Below are 19,311 nucleotides of genomic sequence, written 5' to 3'. Positions count from 1 at the left end.
CGAATTGATGTGTCTCCTTGTTCATAGGCTTTAACTATTTTTTGGCGAAACTCGATCAAATAAGGTTTCATTTTTTCTGCGATCGCTACTGAACATAGTGTACCACAGATACATGGAATTTGCTATATAGCTGGGAAGAGGGGCTAGGGGCTAGGGGATAGAATTAATGGTTTCAGCCATAAGCAAGTTTCCTAACTGTCTTGACGGTTTCTATATATGCCTTAATTGGCGAAAGCAGTTGTTATATTTACCAAGGACTGCCAATCATCACAAATGCCGACCAATAAAAAGGATGCGATAAACTCCGATCTCCAAGTTTTCGCAACGACTCCGGCAAATCAATACTCGTACCATTAGAACCCCGCAACTTACCTCCCTCCAAACGCACATCCCCCCGCATCATCGCAATTTGGGCCTGACGCAAAGCCGCTGCCTTAATCGGTGCGCCCCTCAACTGGCCATAAAACTCAGTCATTAGCCCCAAAGTACCCTCATCGCTGACATACCAGAGACTAGCCAACGCCGTCTTCACCCCCGCCTGTACTGCCAAACCCCCAAAACCCAACTCAGCATCCCCATCCCCCACCGCAGTCTTGCAAGCACTCAACACCAATAATTCCACAGCCGGGTTATTCAACCTTAGCTGCTGTAGTTGATCGAGCTGTAGCTTACTATCCCACAGTTGAATGAAAGAATTGCTGGGTATTCCTGGTTGAAATTCCCCATGAGTGGCCAGGTGAATAATCCCAAAAGGCTGAGTTTCCCGTTGTCGTTTCAAATTCTCCAGAGTAAAACCCTCATTGAGAAAACCCACTCCCGGCCATTCTGAGATAATCGTGGCTATCTCAATTGGAACTGCTGGTAAAGGGTTTAAATCAGTAAATTGTGAAGCTCCCATTGCCAAAACAGGGGAATTTTTAACATTCACATAGCGAGTATCTGTCAAATTAATACTGGGAATCAGACTGAGATTGTACTTTTCCATCAAAAACTTTTGCCCATCGTGCAAAGCAGCAATGGGGATACCTCGCAGGCCCCTGTCCATAGTAAATGCGATCGTATCAATGCCGCGCTCTTGCAGAGTTGGCTCTAAAGGTGCAACTATCCATTTGTAAAGTAGCTGTGCAGAGGCTCGGTAAATTGTGGTATTGCGGAAACGGGGATTAGTAATATCATTCCTGAACTCTGTAAGCACTTTTACTAACTCTTCCCGTTTAGCTTCTGGGACACTCTGGTGAACTATAGACCCCGATGATGTTACTAGCACTAATTCTAGTTGTTCTGTTCGGGAGAAAACATAAATTAAGCTCGGTTTTGTACCAGTTCGCTGTTCAATTATTTTCAAACTTTTCTGGATATCGCTGAGAGAAGAGAACCCCACAGTTAAGTTAAGTCCGAGGTATTCGCCAAATTCTTGAGTGAAGGATTTTTCGATCTGTCCTAATGCCTGAACGATATCACCTGAATTGAAACTTCGGTCGATATTGGCACGGAAAGTTGAGTTAAAGACAGGTTCTCTGGCGTTTTCGCTTGTCAGGTTGCGGAGGTTATTTCCTAACTCAATTAAATTGGGTTGTAAAGCAATTGAGGGTCTTTGTAGGTTGATGGAGATGTTGAGTGGGTTTTGACTTTGTTGCAGTATAGCCGATGGGTTCGCAATCGGTATTGAGGGAGGATTTGGTCGGCTCGGAGTTGGTGATATTGGAGTTAGCGGTATTGGAGTGGGAGTAAAAATTGGTATCGGAGTGGGAGTAAAAATTGGTGTAGGTGTGGGAATTGGTATGGGAATTGGTATGGGAATTGGTATGGGAATTGGTGTGGGAATTGGTATGGGAATTGGTGTGGGAATTGGTGTGGGAATTGGTGTGGGAATTGGTGTGGGAATTGGTGTGGGAATTGGTGTGGGAATTGGTGTGGGAATTGGTGTGGGAATTGGTGTGGGAATTGGCGTTGGAGTGGGAGTAGGAATTACTTGGTCAGTAGTAATAATTTGAATATTTCCCTGACTGTAAGAGTTGCTGAAAGATTGGCGGGGTCGAATGATATTATCACGACTGCTAGCGATCGCACCCGCAGTACCATTTACCGTCGCATCTCCCACCACAAAAGGCGTTACTGAGTCAGTATCTCCTCCACCATGCCTAATTACTATTGAGCCACCGCCATCTCCGCCAACAGTTGAAATACTTGCCTCTGTAACATTTTCGTCTGTAAAAGTACCAAAAGCTCGGAAAAAACCCGGAGTTCTGATATCAATGCTACCTCCAGGTGCATTAATAAATTCAAGGCTGATATCATTCTCAGCACTTAAGCTCACATTGTTGCCACCGCCCGTAGCATTTATGCTACCAAGTGAGAGCTTTTCCCCGGCCGAAATGCTCACATTGCCATTCACATCTATCCTGCCAATACTAACAGTACCCGTATTAGTGGTGACATCAACTGCATTACCTCGTAACGAGTCTACGGCCAAGTTTCCAGAAGCAGTCAAAGCGATCGCACTTCCAGCACTAACATTGATTCCACCCGCTTGAATATTTCCGCCGCTACTTGTCAGACGCACATCGCCGCCGTTACCAACACTGGAAATGTCATTAGTTAAAATATCCCCTGCTGCTTCCAGAGCGATCGCACCATTCGACTGTAGCAGACCCGCAGTTGTAATCGAGCCACCCGTTGCGATCGCCACTTCCCCACCGCTAATATCGCTGGTGACAATATCACCCCCCGCTGACAAAATCACCTGTCCATCTGCTGAGATTGTCCCTACTGTGATTGAGCTGGATGAAGATGGAAAAGAGGTAAAATTTGTATCGCCAATCGCAGCATCGGGAGGAAGATTAGGAGGATTTGCCAAACTTACCACCCCCGATCGCAAAATCAACGCCGGGCCACCCGTTAAGATTGAAATATCTGGATCGGAACCAGAAACCGTAACATCGGGCCCTGTAATCTCGATATTGCCTGCAATAATGCTCCCTTTCGCCTCCACTTTCAGCGAAACCCCTGTATAATCGCCAAAGACGACATCTCCCTCAGAACTGAATATCGGGTCGTATCTACTCACAAAGTTACCAGGCCCGCCTGACAAATTCCGAATCGAGAAACTACCGCCAGCCGCAAAGTGAGAATCACCGGAAATATTACCACCACTGACTAAACTCAAGTCTCCCCCGCTTTGGAATTGCGGCTCTGGCGCGATACCTGGAATCGGATTTAAGGCTAGGATATCAATACTGCGATCGCCCTGAATGTAAAGATTCCCTCCCGCTCTAGCAACAAAGGGATTAGCTATACTATCCCTAACTATCACCCCGTTTCGCGCTTGCAAAGTTAGGTTGCCAGTCGTGTATAATTGACTGCTTAACAAAGTGAGATTATTCGCACCATAAAGTATAGCCGATTGACCTTGAAGTGAGTTAGCGTCCCCCGCCGCAGGCATTGCAGAATTTGGTGCAATTACCACATCTCCACTTTCTACCTTCAAACCCGAACCGATCAAAACCACTTCCCCAGCACTATTAACAGCGAGTCCCGTAGCGTGACTACTACCAGTACCCGTTAATAACTGAGGTAAAGAAACAGGTGCGATTGCAGATTCTCCCTCTTGCGGAACCCTCACCTCTAAACTCAGCAATAGTCCTTGTTGACTGATGCGAACCACATTCTCACCAGAGACAGCAGCAACAATAATTTGACCCCCTGGTGCGGCTAGACTACCAGTATTGACAACAGTACCACCAAGCAAGGTTAAATTTTGTCCCGGCAAAACTGCTAACTGACCAGCATTAACTATACTTCCCGATCGCGCTCTACTAAAATCAAAACTACTAGGCGTTCCTACCAATGTAGCATAATTATTAACACCAACAGCATTAAACCAATTACTTCCAAACCCGATACCATTAGCAGTAGTAACAGTAAAACTACCCGGCACATTTAGACTCGCATTAGCACCGAAAACAATCCCCGCCGGATTGATTAAAAAAAGATTAGAATTCCCACCACTAACAGAGATTAAACCATTAATAATCGAAGCATCGCCACCCACAACACGAGCCAAAATATTTCTAATAGCTGGATTCGATAAAAAATTAGCAACTTGACCTTCACTCAAACCAAACTGTTGAAAACTGTGAAAAAGATTTGCTCCATCTTTTGAGATAGTACCGCCGTCAATATTGTAGCGGTTGCCTTCGGGAGTGACTAAAGTTCCCGTGCCATCCATCGCGGGTTTAATCGGCTGTGCTTCGGCAAAAGAATCAAAGATAAAAAAATAAAAAGGGAAAACCAAAAGCCCACATTTTTTAATATCTAACTTTAGATTCTTTATCATAAAATACACCTAAATACTAATTAGAACACAGATTTCAAAAAACGTTATAATTTCTAGAGTGGCGTTCGTCAACAAGCATCTCTAGCTATAAAAAACATTACTTTTTGCAGGAATCGCCCACTCTACGTTTAATTATATCCATCTACTTAAAGCCTAAGTTGGCAAGACAGATAGATCCTTCTAAAGTTCCCTAGAATAGGAGGACAGAATTTTTAAGAGGACTTACGCATGGGTACGATTTTCTGTCATTATGAGAGCCAAGCGCAGTGCAGTCAATTGCAGCGCAGTCAAGCGTAGCGCGTCAAGCGCAGCGCAGTTGCGAGGCGCGAAGCGTTGCGAGGCGCGAAGCGTTGCGAGGCGCGAAGCGTTGCGAGGTACGAAGCAATCTGAAGCAATAGTCAAGCAATCTGAGGAAAGAAGCAATCTGAGGAAAGAAGCAATCTGAGGAAAGAAGCAATCTAAGGAACAAAGCAATCCCAAGGCAATCTTAAACCTTGATTACTCATTATTAGTACACAACTCCTATTTTAATTACTGACCATCCTCAGTTCCTCTTAAGATAGAAGCTAAAACCAACTATAGGGAAAACCTCGCTCATGGTAGTCATTAACGGCACACTTGATGATGATAATTTAACTGGAACCTCACAGCGAGATGTCATCTACGGCAGAGCCGGTAGTGACTTGCTCAATGGTGCAGAGGGAGATGACTTGCTGTATGGTGGCAAAGGCAGCGACACAGGCAGCGGTAGCTTAGGTAACGACTATCTCTTTGGAAACTTAGACAATGATAGCTTGGATGGTGCAGACGGTCGCGATGTCATTTTTGGGGGTAAAGGCGAGGATACATTGCGGGGAGGAGAAGGTAGCGACTTGCTGTTTGGCAATCAGGGAAATGACTTAATTCAAAGCGATAGCGGGGGAGATACGAGCACAGGGGGTGAGGGAGCCGATACTTTTTCCTTTGGGCCCTCAAGTGGGAGTCTGAATCTAGTCAATGCACCAGTTATTACCGACTTTGGCAATGGCGAAGATGTCATTCGCCTAGCTAATGGCAGTGAAATATTCAGTCAAGGCAGAAGTATTATTGATTTAACAACGTTTAGCACTGCTACGAGTAAGGTTAATATTTTTCAAGGAACTGGCGAGAATGTTAAAAATGCAATCGTTCAAGACATTATAACACAAGAGTTTTTGGCAGTATTAAAGAATGTTTTAGTCCTTTCTTCGCCTTCAGGAACCCCTACACCTACACCTACTCCTACGCCGACACCTATTCCTACACCTACACCTACTCCTACGCCGACACCTATTCCTACACCTACACCTACTCCGCCGATAGCTGTGGCTGATAATTTGACAACATTTGCTGTGGTATCAGGTACTAATGGTCAGGATATAATTTTTACTACTCAAACAGGCAGCTATACTAGCGTTCTAAATATTCCAATTGTTGATTTACTACAAAATGATAGCCCTATAGGTGTTACAGTTAGTAATGTGAGCAATCCTATTAATGGCACTGCAAATTATAACCCCGGCGACACAAGTTTATTATTTACCTCCCAGGTTGGAATCACTACAGTTAGTTTTGAATACGCAGTTAGCGATGGCACTTTAACGAGTACAACTGTCCCAGTAACAGTCAATATCGAAGCATTTCAAGTTAGCGGGTTTGAAGGCGATGACACCATAGTAGGATCTTCTGGTAATGACTCTCTTGATGGTGGCAGTGAAAACGACCGAGTGCAAGGCGGTGATGGTGATGATAGTCTAGTTGGCGGATTGGGAAACGATACCATGATTGGCGACTTCGGCAGCGATACCCTAATTGGCGGAGAGGGTGATGACTGTCTCTCTGGTGGTGCAGGTGCTGGTTTGGTTGCGGATGGTAATGATGCGATCGCAGGGGGTAATGGTAACGATACCCTGGTTGGGGACTTTGGCAACGATACCATTACTGGCGGGACTGGTAATGACTTGATTCAGGGAGATGCAGGAGACGATTTTCTCTTTGGTGACACTGAAAACGACTTTCTGCTTGGCGGGGATGGCAATGATAGTCTCAATGGTGGTACTGGTGATGACACCCTTAGCGCTGGGATCGGCAATGACACTCTTATTGGTGATGGCGGTAGCGATCTGTTAGCCGGCGGTATCGGCAATGATTACTTTCAATTAAACTCTCCAGGTGACGGAATTGACTTCCTGAATGATTTCACTACTGGTAGCGATCGCATTCTCATCTCTGCTACGGATTTCGGCGGTGGTTTAACGGCGGGTACGCTTGCTGCTAGTCAGTTCGTTTTAGGTGTTACTGCATCTGACTTAATTCAAAGATTAATTTATGATAGTGGTTCTGCGAATTTGTTCTTCGATGCCGATGGTATTGGCCCAGCGCCGCAAGTTTTGATAGCTACGTTAGCTGCTGCACCTCCGTTGAGTGCATCTGATATTTTGATTATTTGAGTTAACTTAGGACTTACCCACACTAACACAATTCTGTCATTGCGACCGCAGGGAAGCCGAAGTTGCGAGGGTACAAAGCAAACCAAACCCAAACCTTAGATTTTTGGTAGAGCAAACAACTAACTACTAACAACTAACCACTAACTATTAACTACTAACAATTACCAACTTACTTGCGATCGCTCTTCAACAACCCGCTTATAAACCCACTCAGTATCATTCGCCAACTTCGGCCAGTTAAATCGCCGTTCCAAATCTTCATAAGCATTGTCAACCAACCACTTTGCATAGCCCGGATTTTTTAACACTTCCAAAATCCCCCAGGCCAAAGAATGCGGATTATTAGCGTGAGTAACCACCCCCGTTTTAGTGTGCTGCACCACTTCTGGCAGTCCCCCTGTATCTGAAACCACCACGGGCACCCGCGCCGCAAAACTTTCTAGAGCCACAATGCCAAAAGGTTCGTATAAACTGGGAAAAACCGCACAGTCAGCCACAGTTTGGAATTTATCGAGATATTCCTCAAACATAAATCCCGTAAACAAACACTTGTGCCAAATCCCCAATTCCCAAGCTTGATGTTTCAAGTGTTCCGTATGGCCGCCACCAATAATTATAAACTTGGTATTGCTCCCCGTCGCCCGCAGTACCATCGGAGCCGCATTCAGTAATACCGAAACACCCTTTTCATACGTCATCCGACCGACATAATAAACTATTTTCTCATGGTCGTGAGCAAATTTACGGCGGAAATTTAAAGCATCAAAATCACTCCAGCGAGGCTTTTTCTCTGGACGAATCCCATTGTAAATAACTTCTATTTTATTCCAAGGAGTAGCTAATACCCGTTCTACTTCCCGTCGCATATATTCGCTACAGACAATTACGCGCCAAGCGTTGTAGGCTAAATCATTTTCTTTACCGCTGATGTAGCGGTGTTCGTTGGAGTGGAGACCATTGTAACGTCCGTATTCCGTTGCGTGTATAGTCGTAATCAGCGGCACTTTAAAAGTGTGCTTTAGTGCTATCCCCGCATCTCCCACCAGCCAGTCATGAGCATGGATTAGATCGAATGGCCCTTCTTCCAGCACGATCTTACCACCGTGATGTCCCATGCTTTGATTCATGTTAACAACCCAGTGGAAAAAGTTATGGGCTGGTGACACAGGAACCCGATGCACTCGTATTCCCTCCACTACTTCATACATGGGGGCTTGGCCAAACTCTACAGTAATCAAGTGAACTTCATGCCCTAACTTGACTAGCTCAGGATATAATTCCGCTACATGACGAGCTATACCCCCTACAATTCGGGGCGGAAACTCCCATGCCAGTACCAAAATCTTCATCTGTACAACTCCCAGAAGTTTATATATCTCAAACTTTAGTGATTATTTACTGTATTATATAGTTATTAAACGTTAACATATTTATCTGGAAGGGCAGAAGAATTTAGTTATCTGGAATGGCAGAAGGCAGAAGAGAAAATATCTATCGAGCCTACTTTTCGTCATCGGTCTTTGATATTTTAGGTTTAATTATTTCCTCTTATTTAGCTTACACGCTTAACTTCTGTGAGCGAGTTTTCTATTTTAGTCAGAATCAAATTCAGTTTTATAGTAACCGCCAGGGCGGTTAGGGGCTAGGGGCTAGGGGCTAGGGGCTAGGGGCTAGGGAAAGAAGGGGCTAACCGCTGAAAGCGGTTGCGATATGCGATCTTAGCTGCCACTGAGAAGCAAATTTTATCCTAACTTAGTAAGAAAGGAAGAGTTCCGCTTCCAAATAACAGGGTTGGTTGCAGTAGCCAAAATACCTAGATTTACCTAGTATTGAATTAACGAATTGTGGGTATTGGGTGAAGATCGGTGAGTTGTTTTAGCGGAATTAAGTTATAATAAACTTGCGCTTGGTCAATGCGAGTTATTAAGGCTCAAGTAACTTGAGTGTTACTAAAACACCTGATCCGAATTGACTACACCAACTGAATATACAAACACCCAAAGGTTTCAAGCTCTAACAGAGGAGTAGTGGACAAGCTTATAAAAGCAAGCAGTAATGCAATATTACTTACCTTTGGTTAAGTTACACCGTAGACTTAGGCTTTTGCTCCTCTATTAGCGATAGTAGATTTGCATAGGTTTTTATAAGCGGTCAGAAACTACGCCATCACCTCAAAACTCAGTCAAGGCTGAAAGTTAATCATATAGGACTTACGCAAAAAAACGGTTTCTAGATAGGGCTTATGCACAGTTTACGTAACGCCGCCCTCTGGGCGGTATTTTTACCGCCCAGAGGGCGGCGTGACAAACAATTTTGCATAAGTCCTGTTCAAATTAAAGAACCCTCTAAACTTCGTAAATTTCCGATATAATAAACATCATGGAAAACCGAGTTCTCTACGTTCGTCTCCCTTGCAATCCCATTTTCCCAATTGGAGTTGTCTACCTCTCAGATCACGTTCACAAGCTCTTTCCAAGCGTTGAACAGCGGATTTTCGATCTGGGTGCGGTGCCTCCTTTAGATTTTAATAGCGCTTTAGATGCTTGTGTAGATGAATTTCAGCCAACCTTGCTAGTTTTCTCTTGGCGAGATATTCAGATTTACGCACCAGTTGGCGGTAGAGGCGGGAACCCGCTTCAGAATGCCTTTGAGTTTTATTATGCTAAAAATCCTTTGATTAAAATGCGAGGCGCATTAGGGGGACTGCGGTTAGCGACTTCCTACTATGCGGAACTCTGGCGTAATTTGGGTTTAATTAAACGGGGGTTGAAACGAGCCCAAAAATATCATTCCGATGCGCGTTTAGTGGTAGGTGGTGGTGCTGTCAGCGTGTTTTACGAGCAATTGGGCCGCAGTTTACCTGCGGGAACGATTGTCTCCGTAGGTGAGGGAGAGGCGCTGTTAGAAAAATTGCTGCGGGGTGAGGATCTTAGTAACGAACGGTGTTATGTTGTTGGCGAAACTACGCCGCGCGATCGCTTGATTCACGAAAAGCCAGCCAACATTGAAAAAACCGCTTGTAATTACGATTATATTGAAACCATTTGGCCGGAATTACAGTATTACTTTCAAGACCAAGATTTCTACGTTGGCGTACAAACTAAACGCGGTTGTCCTCATAATTGTTGCTACTGCATTTATACAGTAATTGAAGGTAAGCAAGTGCGGATTAATCCTGCGGATGAAGTAGTTGCAGAAATGCGGCAACTTTACGATAGAGGTATTCGCAATTTCTGGTTTACTGACGCTCAATTTATCCCCGCGCGTAAATACATCGATGATGCTGTTGAGTTATTACAGAAAATCCTTGATGCTGGGATGACTGATATTCACTGGGCCGCTTATATTCGCGCAGATAACTTAACGCCGCAGTTGTGCGAATTAATGGCGAAAACGGGGATGAATTACTTTGAAATTGGCATTACTAGCGGTTCTCAGGAACTCGTCAGGAAGATGCGAATGGGTTATAATTTGCGCGTAGTTTTGGAAAATTGCCGCGATTTGAAGGCGGCTGGTTTTAACGATTTGGTTTCGGTGAATTACTCGTTTAATGTGATTGATGAAACCTTTGATACGATTCGTCAAACTATTGCCTATCATCGCGAATTAGAACGAATTTTTGGCGCTGATAAGGTGGAACCTGCTATTTTCTTTATTGGGTTGCAGCCTCATACTATTTTAGAAGAGTATGCGTTTAAGAAAGATATTCTCAAACCTGGTTACGATCCAATGAGTTTAATGCCTTGGAATGCTAGGAAGTTGTTGTGGAATCCTGAACCTTTTGGTTCGTTTTTTGGGCAAGTTTGTTTAGATGCTTGGCAAAGAAATTCTAATGATTTCGGCCGGGAAGTGATGGCAATTTTGGAGGAAAAATTAGGATGTGCTGATTTGGAAGAAGCCTTAAGTGCGCCGGTGGAAGTGAAGGAGAAAAAGTTAGTAACGGTTGTTTAATCCTAACTGTCATTGCTACTTAATCCTACACTGTCATTGCGAGCGCAGCGAAGCAATCGCGAAGACTAGAGATTGCTTCACTACGTTCGCAATGACGGATGGGATGACGGATGGGATGACGGATGCAATTACAGATGCGATGACGGATGGGATGACAGATGCGATCGCAAAGACTAGAGATTGCTTCACTACGTTCGCAATGACGGATGGGATAGTTAACAACTAACAACTAACAACTAACAACTAACAACTAACAATTAAGCAGTTTCGTGCTGTTTTCGCCAAGCGGGATGCCAGAGTAATTCCGCAGTCGATCGCTTCTCCACCATTTCCTTAGTGATAGTACATCGAGCCACATCCTTACGGGAAGGTAACTCGTACATCACATCCAGCATCAACTCTTCCAAGATGCTGCGGAGAGCCCGCGCACCAGTTTTGCGACGATAGGCTTCCTGTGCGATCGCCTTCAGCGCATCCCCCTGAAAATCTAACTGCACATTGTCCATCTTCAGCAGCTTTTGATATTGCTTAACCAGCGCATTTTTGGGTTCCGTTAATATCTCCATCAACGCCGCCTCATCCAACGGTGAAATCACCGTTACAACAGGCATCCGTCCCACAAACTCAGGAATTAAGCCAAACTTCACTAAGTCGTCAGGTTGTGCGTGTTGCAAAATATCTGCTGCACGTTTATCCTTTGCCGGAATACCATTAGCTATACCTTCCGCTTCTTGGGGCTGAATAAAGCCCAAAGATTTCTTACCAAGACGCTGTTCAACTATTTTTTCCAAACCAACAAAAGCACCGCCACAAATAAATAGAATTTTGCTAGTGTCAAGTTGAATGAAATCCTGGTAAGGATGCTTGCGGCCACCTTGAGGGGGGACATTTACTACCGTTCCTTCTAATATTTTCAGCAAAGCTTGCTGTACGCCTTCGCCGGAAACATCGCGCGTGATCGAAGTGTTTTCGCTTTTACGGGCAATCTTGTCAATTTCATCAATGTAAATGATGCCACGTTGGGCGGTTTCTACATCGAAGTCTGCCACTTGTAGCAGCCTGAGTAAGATATTTTCCACATCATCACCGACATAGCCAGCTTCAGTCAGCGTCGTTGCATCCGCTACTGCAAAGGGAACATCCAGCATTTGCGCCAAACTTTGAGCAAGGAGGGTTTTGCCGCAACCTGTAGGCCCAACGAGTAAGATATTGGATTTTTGGAGTTCTACGGCATCATCAGGCGCAGACTTGGTAGCCTTATCTCGATCGACACTCAAACGCTTGTAGTGGTTGTAAACGGCCACTGAAAGCACTTTTTTCGCCGAGTGTTGACCGATTACATGGTTGTCCAAATGTTGCTTGATTTCTACTGGTTTGAGAATGGCAGTTGTAGAGGTTTTGGACTTACCGGGTTTGCGTGGTTGCGATCGCGTGGGGTTTGAGAGAGATTCTCGCATTTCTGAGTTGGACGTTCCCACAGCAGCTTTGCTTGAGTCAAAAAACTCCTCTTCTAAAATTTCGTTGCACAGTTCCACGCACTCATCGCAAATGTACACGCCGGGCCCGGCAATTAACTTACGGACATACTCCTGCGACTTGCCACAAAAGGAGCATCTTAATTGGGAGTCATATTTAGACATATCTGCCTCTTACATTACTGTTGCGGTTGTTTGTCCCGATGAGGGGAGCTCCGGCTGGATCGACTTTGCTGTGTCCCTTGGGAGTTAGGCTTTTCGCTCTCTACTTCTAAACTAGCACTGACTGCTATTTATTTGAGGAAAGAAAGTATTTACGGCTGCTGGGCTTGTTGTCTAGGAGGTACGTTGGCGAAGTCTGCTTTAGGCTCGCTGCTATTTCCTGGTAGAAAGGTGCGATCGCGTCTCAGTTAGCAAAACTCATATAATCTAAGTAGGAAAAGATCGAAAGGTAATTTTATATGAAAGAATTAAATAAATTAGAACTAGATGGAATTAAGAAAATGGGGGCAGTTTACACTCAGGTTAAGCTGACAAATGCAATAGATGAAGCTCTAGTCAGTAGGGGTTTGCTCGCACCTCGGCTATTGCGTGAGTGTGAAACGGAAGGTCTAGTAGATACAGGCTCAGTTTACCTAGTAATTTCAGCAAAGATAGTAGAGCAGCTAGGTTTACGAATTATAGCACAGCAGCTTGTCAAGTATGCTGATGGTCGTCAGGAAACTGTAGGAGTAACGGAGGCTATATTAATTGAAGTTGAGGGGCGTAGGACTACGGAGGATGCACTGGTGACAGGTGATGAGGTATTGATTGGTCAGGTGGTTTTAGAGAAGTTAGATTTGCTTGTGGATTGTAAAAATCAGCGGTTGATGGGGAATCCCGCTAATCCTGATTATCCTGTAACTTATATCAAGTGAAAAAAAGGGACTAGGGGCTAGGGACTAGGGACTAGGGAAAGAGGGGAGCCGGGGAGCAGGGGAGCCGGGGTAATTAGCGATTAGCGATTAGCGATTACCAATTACCAATTACCAATTACCAATTACCAATTAGAAATTTATCGCAAATTAACTTTAACTGATGTTTGTATTGATTTACTGGCCACTATCAGAATGCGGTAGACTCCAGACTGAGGCAATTTAGCTAAGGCTTCGCCGTCGCCTTGATCGAGCAGTTCTCCTGATGGAGATTCGATCGCTAGGTCTACATCTTTGGCAGTGACTGTCATTGTTTGCCCGACTTTCGCCTGAATTGTTAAAGGCTGGATTTCGTAGGCAGATAATTTAAGTTCAATGCTAGTATCTTTTGCTCCTCGCGCCATCGGGAGTTGGCGCTCTGGTTTATATGACCATATTGCTTTAAAATCACGTTCTAAAACAAAGCTAGTTCTCTGTTTTTTGGGCGTGATTCGCACTCGATAAAGACCAGACTCCGGTAATACCCCTACCCATTGGCTTACCTCTGTTTGAATGATGCCTAATCTTTGACCGCTGGGGCTAAACAGTTCTGCTGTCAGGCTTCCCGCCCACAGAGATAAGGTTAGTTCTCGCCCTTTAATTCCCTCAAAAATGTAGGTAGTAGGTTGAGCGATCGTCTCTCGAATTTCGGGGCTTGACATTCGCCGAATTGGTTCAATAGTCGAGGTTGTGGTATTGCCAAGTGCAGTTGTTGCCACAAATACGGCCAGTAGCCCTGACAGTATTAGTTTTTTCATGTGATGTCCCAGTTCTGATGGCATGAGGTGCTGTAGGACATTACTTAGGTTTGTCTGGCTACGCCGGAAAAAATGTGGCGATCGCGAACTGGGATAATGATGAGTTCTAGATGTAGGTTGAGCCGCTCAATTTGTCTCTTAGAAATAAAAACTTTAGGGCGGAGATTAACCGCCCTATGTTTAACCGCCTAGTTTAACCGCCTAGTTGCTGATGGTGCTGGGTTAGATCATTTTGCTAAGAGTTTTATCTTCAGCAGCCACCATAAAGACAGAATTATTGACGCTAATTTGGGAGGGGTCAGCGCTCATAATTACGCCGACTATATCGCCACAGGAACAAAGGATAGCGGTATCAGTAACTCCGTCTTTGTTGACATCTACAGCAGCGAAGCTAATTTGCTCCATACCTTCTACACCTTTAAGATTAGCAATTTTTATGCGATCGCCTTCAGCAGGATTGAAATCAAGAATTCGATCTGCATAAGCTGCTTCAAAGGAATTAAAATCACCTCGCAAAATAAAGTCATCAGCACCTTCTCCACCGCTGAGAAAGTCAGAGCCAATATCACCAATGAGGGTATCATTGCCAGCATTTCCATACAGAAAATCATGGCCTGCACCACCCCGAATTATATCATCTCCGCCTCCGCCAATCAGAGTATCTTCGCCTCGATTGCCATCAATTATGTCGTTTGCTTGACCGCCATTAATCAAATCAGCGCCATTACCGCCGCGCAGTAAATCTTCTCCACCTGCGCCAATGATTGTATCGTTACCGCTGTTGCCGTTGGCAGAATCATTGCTCTGAGTTCCGATTACACTATCGTTACCGCCATTCGCACGCAAAACTCCTTGCTGCTGCGAATCTTGGGAAGTAATTTCTACCAAGTTATCGGCATCATCTGCATCAACAAAACGACCTACCTGCTGCCCTTTAGTAAACCGATCCATTGTTGCATCGGTAATAATTTTGGCTTCGCTCAGAGTGCTAACATCAATGGTAAAGGGTATAGATTGAATGTTCTCGAAGTCAATAGCGTCTGTCACTCCTAGTATGGGAGAGTTTGCTATTAGACTATTGACGTTAATGTTAGTAACGTCTTTTTCAAGCTCACTCTGGAGGGTGCGGGTAAAGTGGGTGCTAATCTTATTTAGATCGACATCAGGATCTACACTTTGACCGCTTGGCGTTTGAATAGTCCCGCCTACACCCACAGTTAAATAATTGGCTCCTGTCACATTGGAAGACCCGCTCTTATTAGGGTCTACTTGTCCGCGCAAATCATCAGGAATCATATCTCCGATATGCAAACTGCGGATAGTTCCCTCAATTGGAGTTTGTTTTTTAGTCATTTTTAGGTTTTATTTGTGTGACTATGTAGTTGAATTTAGCATAAGTCTAAAATCATATTTATTTCCTGTACTTAGGTAAATTCTATGTATATCGATCGTAGATATAAGTTTTACGCTTTGTCTTTTGACAAAGGTGATATTATGGTAAAAAACAAGTTTTACAGTCTGTCTTTTGACATCGATATATACTTAATTTAAAATTAGAAACTTTGACAAAATATATTTATGTATTTTTGAGTATAAATATTTAGTTAAATTAATTAGTAGTAGTTGATTCAAGTTTGAAATTCAATATCCATTCGCCAGAATTAATTCCTAAAATTAATAAGTCCCCTTCAGATGATCTGAAGAGGACTTTGTGAAGAGTGGAGCGATCGCGCTTTGTGGAGGGCGATCGCGCGTAATCTAGTATCTAGGGGTAATGGATTACATCAAGCCCAACTGGGACAAAATACCTTGACCAGTCAGGAACTCAGTAGCAAGGCCAATCGCGAAGCCGAGCATGGCCAGACGACCATTCCAGGTTTCAGCGAAATCGGTAAAGCCCAATTTGGTTGTTTCTTTAGTTTCCATGATCGCGAACCTCGTTTAAATTCAACCTTGTTAAGTAATGTAACACAAGGATAGAAACAATGCAACATTTTTTTACATTTTTTGTCAAAGGCTTGCTATGAAAGGATCGGGGGAGTGGTCGGCTGGTTTCAACCTCTCCCCCAACTCATCTTCTAGAAGCAGAGGGGCTTAAATTCCCCTTCTTGAGCTATAAAGACAAATAAGGCATCTGGCGGTAAATCTGATGAAACTGATTAAACAAACTACTCTTCATTTCCAGGAAGCAGGTTCCGATAAGGTTTATGAAGTGGATCTGTGCCAGGTGGGGGAAGACCTTTATCTGGTAAACTTCCGCTACGGTCGCCGAGGTACGAACCTCAAAGAAGGGACAAAAACTGATAAAGCTGTACCTTTGGCACAAGCTCAAAAAGTATTTGATAAGTTGGTTGGGGAAAAGACGAAAAAAGGCTATCGCGACGTTACGAGTACAGGGATAAATGTTGCGCCTGCTGCACCGCAAACCGCCACAGTTGCAGAGATTTCAGTTGGAGATCCGCGTAAACAAGCTATTATCAATCGTCTCGCTGGTGGTAGCAATAGTAAATGGCCATTGGAACGTGCTATCTGGCGTGCGGGGGAATTGAAGATCCGGGAAGCTGCGCCGTTGTTAATTCAATTATTTCGTAGTGGCGATCGCTTAAGAGATTATTGCATTGCTTGGGCCTTGGGTTGGTGTGGCGATGAGAGTGCAATTCCGGCACTTCAAAGAATTGTAAACGGCGATTTGCTACCTAAAGAAGCAGCAATGCCCGAATTTGTTTGCCGCATTGCTTGGGAAGCAATTGTTAAATTATCCGATGAAGAAACCAAGGCAAAATTGCGCTCAGAAAAAATCGCGCAACTGCCATTAGAATTGCGAGAAATAGCACAAAATGGTTCAGCAGAGTCATTTTCAACAGCCTTAATTAGTTATCTTAATAACAGTGAAACTCAGCGTTTGTCCGTACTCGATACTATCTATCAAATTGATAACAGTTCAGTGCGTCCTGCCCTACTTAATATTTTATCGACTGCACCGCTAAAACCAAACTATTTTAAACAAATTCGTCACATCTTCAAGATGGCTGAATATCGCCATGATGCCGAAGTTTTTGCTATTCTTGCCCGTCGATTTGAAAAAGAATCGGCAATGTTTCGCAGCGATGGTAATTATATCGGACTCCCAGAAGGCGGGTACTTGACAAAATACGAATATCATTATAATCCCCAAACCCGCAAGCATGAAAGAGTTAAACTTAATGAATTTGTCCAGGAAATGGAGAGCGATAATGGGAGAATTGCCTACAGCAATAAAACTCGCGAATATCTACAACGGCGGGTTTGGCGAACTCTTAAACAATTAGGTGAAGAAAGTGATTATGATTATATAAAAATGGCTGTCACCCTTCTCCTTCAATATACAGATGCTGATGCTGGGGAAGTCAAAACAAGCAATTTTTATGTCTGGGATCGATCTAACTGGACTCAGATTCATTACAGTTATGATTGGGATGTCTATGCTAAAGATTTAACATTTAACCACATTTTATATGAGAATAGTCCCCGCTATGTTTTATTGCCAAATAACAAAGCATGGCGTTGTCAGGAAACCTATAAACCTGGAGATCCAGAACCAGAAGTTCGAGAAGAAGCATTTCCTCAACTGTGGCAGCAAAACCCAGAAGCACTACTACAATTGTTATTAGAAAGCAATTGTTTTCCTGTTCATAAATTTGCTGTTAAAGCCTTAAACTTTTGTCCCCTGTTTTTCCCTAGCATAGAAGTTGATACAATTATCAAACTTCTGAGTAAACCTTACGAAGTCACCGCCAAATTAGCTTTTGATTTGGTAATAAATGGTGGCTATCATCGACATCCAGCTAACAAACAATTAGTTTTAGCTGTAACTAACTGCGTATTTCAAGAGTCGCGAACATCAGCTTACCGCTGGATAGAAGAACAGCGCGAATATTTCTTAGAAGACAGCCAATTTATCGCAGCATTAGTTACTAGCGCACAAACAGATACTCGCCAATTTGTTCGTCGATTGTTGAGTTCATCCATTATTAATGATAACACTGCCAGAGTATTAATCGCACGAATTATTGCTGAATTGTTAGCTTTCCCAGGAGAAACAACCGAATTAGGGGAAATAGCGAAAGAAATTGCCGAAACTTTGCTAATTAGCTTTACGCCGCAATTGCGAAATTTAGGATTAGGAATTATCCTTGATTTACTCAGACACCCCCTACCTGAAATTCAAGAATTAGGGGCGCGGATTTTACTAAATCACGAAATCAACGCTGCTAATTTACCGCCAAATTTGATAGAATCTCTCTTAGAATCGCCCTATGAACAAGTGCGAGTAGTTGGAGTTAGATTATTTGGGCAATTACCAGATGAAACTTTGATCGGTTCTCAGAGTATTTTGATAATAGCAATGGCTGTTAATCCTGTGGCTGAAATTCGCAATGCGATTAGACCAGTCATTCGGCGTTTAAGCAGAGAATATCCAGCTTTTGCTACTCAGTTAGTGTCTGAGTTTATTGATGTGTTAATGATTCCAGAAAGACATCAAGGCGTTCACAGCTATTTAGTGAGTTTACTGCGAGAAGACATTCCAGAATGGATGTCTAGTATCGATCGAGATACCGCTTTGCGACTGCTTAAAGCTAAATCCTCTGCGACTCAAGAATTAGGAGGTTTTATCCTCGGAGTAAATTACCCAACTTGGGCAGCAGAATTTGATATAATAGACATAGTTAAACTGGCTAGTCACGAAATTTTGTCAGTGCGAGAGGCGGCGCGAAAAATGTTTGTAGCAAATTTAGATCGCATTCGCAGCAATTCCCAGGAAATGTTAGCGGCAGTGCGCCTACTTGAGTCAAAATGGGATGATTCGCGGGAATTTGCCCATCAAACTTTTAAGACAGAATTTTCTAGCGAAGAATGGACTCCAGAGGTGATGGTTAGCATCTGCGATAGCATTCGGGAAGATGTGCGCCAATTTGGACGAGACTTAGTGAGTCGCAATTTTCAAGCAGCTTACGGACAAGATTATCTGCTAAAATTTAGCGAACATCCTTCGGGAGATATGCAGTTATTTGCTACTAATTATCTAGAAAGTTATGCCGTCGATCGTCCCGATCGATTGAGAGAGTTAATGCCTTATTTTATCACCGTATTATCGCGCGTAAATCGGGGTAGAGTTGCTAAACAGAGAATTTTTGCCTTTCTGGATGCAGAAGCGCAAAAAAGTGAAGCAGCGGCGATGGTTGTAGCCGAGATTTTAACTCGACAATCTGCTACAATTGCTATTGGGGATAAGGCCGCTGCGATTCAAACTATGTTAAAAATTCACAAGGTTTATCCGCAGCTTAATTTACCTATTCAGGTGAAGGAAGTTGTCGAAGTTAGAAGTTAGTG

11 protein-coding genes are annotated in these 19,311 nt (G+C 43.7%); 5 read left to right on the top strand and 6 right to left on the bottom strand.

Annotation, left to right across the window (positions count from 1 at the left end):
* Nucleotides 1-247 precede the first annotated feature (247 nt).
* On the bottom strand, nucleotides 248-4,336 hold the full coding sequence (locus tag PY364_RS08215) for a CHAT domain-containing protein (protein ID WP_275521751.1): 4,089 nt from the start codon (nucleotides 4,334-4,336) through the stop codon (nucleotides 248-250).
* 596 nt (nucleotides 4,337-4,932) lie between these two features.
* On the opposite strand from PY364_RS08215, the gene PY364_RS08210 reads away from it, so the two are divergent.
* Nucleotides 4,933-6,804: a calcium-binding protein gene (locus PY364_RS08210; RefSeq protein WP_275521750.1), complete on the top strand. Its 1,872-nt coding sequence runs from the start codon at nucleotides 4,933-4,935 to the stop codon at nucleotides 6,802-6,804.
* Nucleotides 6,805-6,965: 161 nt separating this feature from the next.
* Here the strand turns inward: PY364_RS08210 and PY364_RS08205 are convergent, their stop codons facing one another.
* Nucleotides 6,966-8,153, bottom strand: coding sequence for a glycosyltransferase family 4 protein (locus PY364_RS08205; protein ID WP_275521749.1), 1,188 nt, complete (start codon nucleotides 8,151-8,153; stop codon nucleotides 6,966-6,968).
* 1,030 nt (nucleotides 8,154-9,183) lie between these two features.
* Here PY364_RS08205 and PY364_RS08200 point away from each other — a divergent pair.
* Nucleotides 9,184-10,755, top strand: coding sequence for a photosystem II high light acclimation radical SAM protein (locus tag PY364_RS08200; protein ID WP_275521748.1), 1,572 nt, complete (start codon nucleotides 9,184-9,186; stop codon nucleotides 10,753-10,755).
* 91 nt (nucleotides 10,756-10,846) lie between these two features.
* The gene (locus tag PY364_RS08195) at nucleotides 10,847-10,981 is read left to right on the top strand and encodes a hypothetical protein (RefSeq protein WP_275521747.1); all 135 of its coding nucleotides are present in this window, start codon (nucleotides 10,847-10,849) and stop codon (nucleotides 10,979-10,981) included.
* 31 nt (nucleotides 10,982-11,012) lie between these two features.
* Here the strand turns inward: PY364_RS08195 and clpX are convergent, their stop codons facing one another.
* Nucleotides 11,013-12,395 carry an ATP-dependent protease ATP-binding subunit ClpX gene (gene clpX, locus PY364_RS08190; protein ID WP_275521746.1) on the bottom strand — a complete coding sequence of 461 codons (1,383 nt, stop codon included), beginning with the start codon at nucleotides 12,393-12,395 and terminating at the stop codon, nucleotides 11,013-11,015.
* A gap of 296 nt (nucleotides 12,396-12,691) precedes the next feature.
* Here clpX and PY364_RS08185 point away from each other — a divergent pair, with 296 nt between their 5' ends.
* Nucleotides 12,692-13,147 carry an aspartyl protease family protein gene (locus tag PY364_RS08185; protein ID WP_275521745.1) on the top strand — a complete coding sequence of 152 codons (456 nt, stop codon included), beginning with the start codon at nucleotides 12,692-12,694 and terminating at the stop codon, nucleotides 13,145-13,147.
* A 137-nt stretch (nucleotides 13,148-13,284) separates the two neighbouring features.
* Here the strand turns inward: PY364_RS08185 and PY364_RS08180 are convergent, their stop codons facing one another.
* The 3 genes from PY364_RS08180 to PY364_RS08170 all read right to left on the bottom strand — a co-directional run bounded on the left by PY364_RS08180 (nucleotide 13,285) and on the right by PY364_RS08170 (nucleotide 15,867).
* On the bottom strand, nucleotides 13,285-13,965 hold the full coding sequence (locus PY364_RS08180) for a hypothetical protein (protein WP_275521744.1): 681 nt from the start codon (nucleotides 13,963-13,965) through the stop codon (nucleotides 13,285-13,287).
* Nucleotides 13,966-14,163: 198 nt separating this feature from the next.
* Nucleotides 14,164-15,294: a calcium-binding protein gene (locus tag PY364_RS08175; RefSeq protein WP_275521743.1), complete on the bottom strand. Its 1,131-nt coding sequence runs from the start codon at nucleotides 15,292-15,294 to the stop codon at nucleotides 14,164-14,166.
* A gap of 426 nt (nucleotides 15,295-15,720) precedes the next feature.
* Nucleotides 15,721-15,867, bottom strand: a complete 147-nt coding sequence (locus tag PY364_RS08170; RefSeq protein WP_272034844.1) for a chlorophyll a/b-binding protein — start codon at nucleotides 15,865-15,867, stop codon at nucleotides 15,721-15,723.
* A gap of 223 nt (nucleotides 15,868-16,090) precedes the next feature.
* On the opposite strand from PY364_RS08170, the gene PY364_RS08165 reads away from it, so the two are divergent.
* The gene (locus PY364_RS08165) at nucleotides 16,091-19,309 is read left to right on the top strand and encodes a WGR domain-containing protein (RefSeq protein ID WP_275521742.1); all 3,219 of its coding nucleotides are present in this window, start codon (nucleotides 16,091-16,093) and stop codon (nucleotides 19,307-19,309) included.
* Nucleotides 19,310-19,311 lie beyond the last annotated feature (2 nt).

It is taken from the genome of Kamptonema sp. UHCC 0994, from assembly GCF_029167235.1.
Lineage (GTDB): Bacteria > Cyanobacteriota > Cyanobacteriia > Cyanobacteriales > Microcoleaceae > Kamptonema.
The sequence above is the reverse complement of the archived record's forward strand: the minus strand, read 5'-3'. Positions and strand labels throughout refer to the sequence as shown.

Bases quoted from the DNA above. Each gene is read 5' to 3' on its own strand.
- PY364_RS08165 (WP_275521742.1), top strand. From the start codon at position 16,091: ATGAAACTGATTAAACAAACTACTCTTCATTTCCAGGAAGCAGGTTCC.
- PY364_RS08170 (WP_272034844.1), bottom strand. From the start codon at position 15,867: ATGGAAACTAAAGAAACAACCAAATTGGGCTTTACCGATTTCGCTGAA.
- PY364_RS08215 (WP_275521751.1), bottom strand. From the start codon at position 4,336: ATGATAAAGAATCTAAAGTTAGATATTAAAAAATGTGGGCTTTTGGTT.
- PY364_RS08175 (WP_275521743.1), bottom strand. From the start codon at position 15,294: ATGACTAAAAAACAAACTCCAATTGAGGGAACTATCCGCAGTTTGCAT.
- PY364_RS08205 (WP_275521749.1), bottom strand. From the start codon at position 8,153: ATGAAGATTTTGGTACTGGCATGGGAGTTTCCGCCCCGAATTGTAGGG.
- PY364_RS08200 (WP_275521748.1), top strand. From the start codon at position 9,184: ATGGAAAACCGAGTTCTCTACGTTCGTCTCCCTTGCAATCCCATTTTC.
- PY364_RS08180 (WP_275521744.1), bottom strand. From the start codon at position 13,965: ATGCCATCAGAACTGGGACATCACATGAAAAAACTAATACTGTCAGGG.
- PY364_RS08210 (WP_275521750.1), top strand. From the start codon at position 4,933: ATGGTAGTCATTAACGGCACACTTGATGATGATAATTTAACTGGAACC.
- clpX (WP_275521746.1), bottom strand. From the start codon at position 12,395: ATGTCTAAATATGACTCCCAATTAAGATGCTCCTTTTGTGGCAAGTCG.
- PY364_RS08195 (WP_275521747.1), top strand. From the start codon at position 10,847: ATGACGGATGGGATGACGGATGGGATGACGGATGCAATTACAGATGCG.
- PY364_RS08185 (WP_275521745.1), top strand. From the start codon at position 12,692: ATGAAAGAATTAAATAAATTAGAACTAGATGGAATTAAGAAAATGGGG.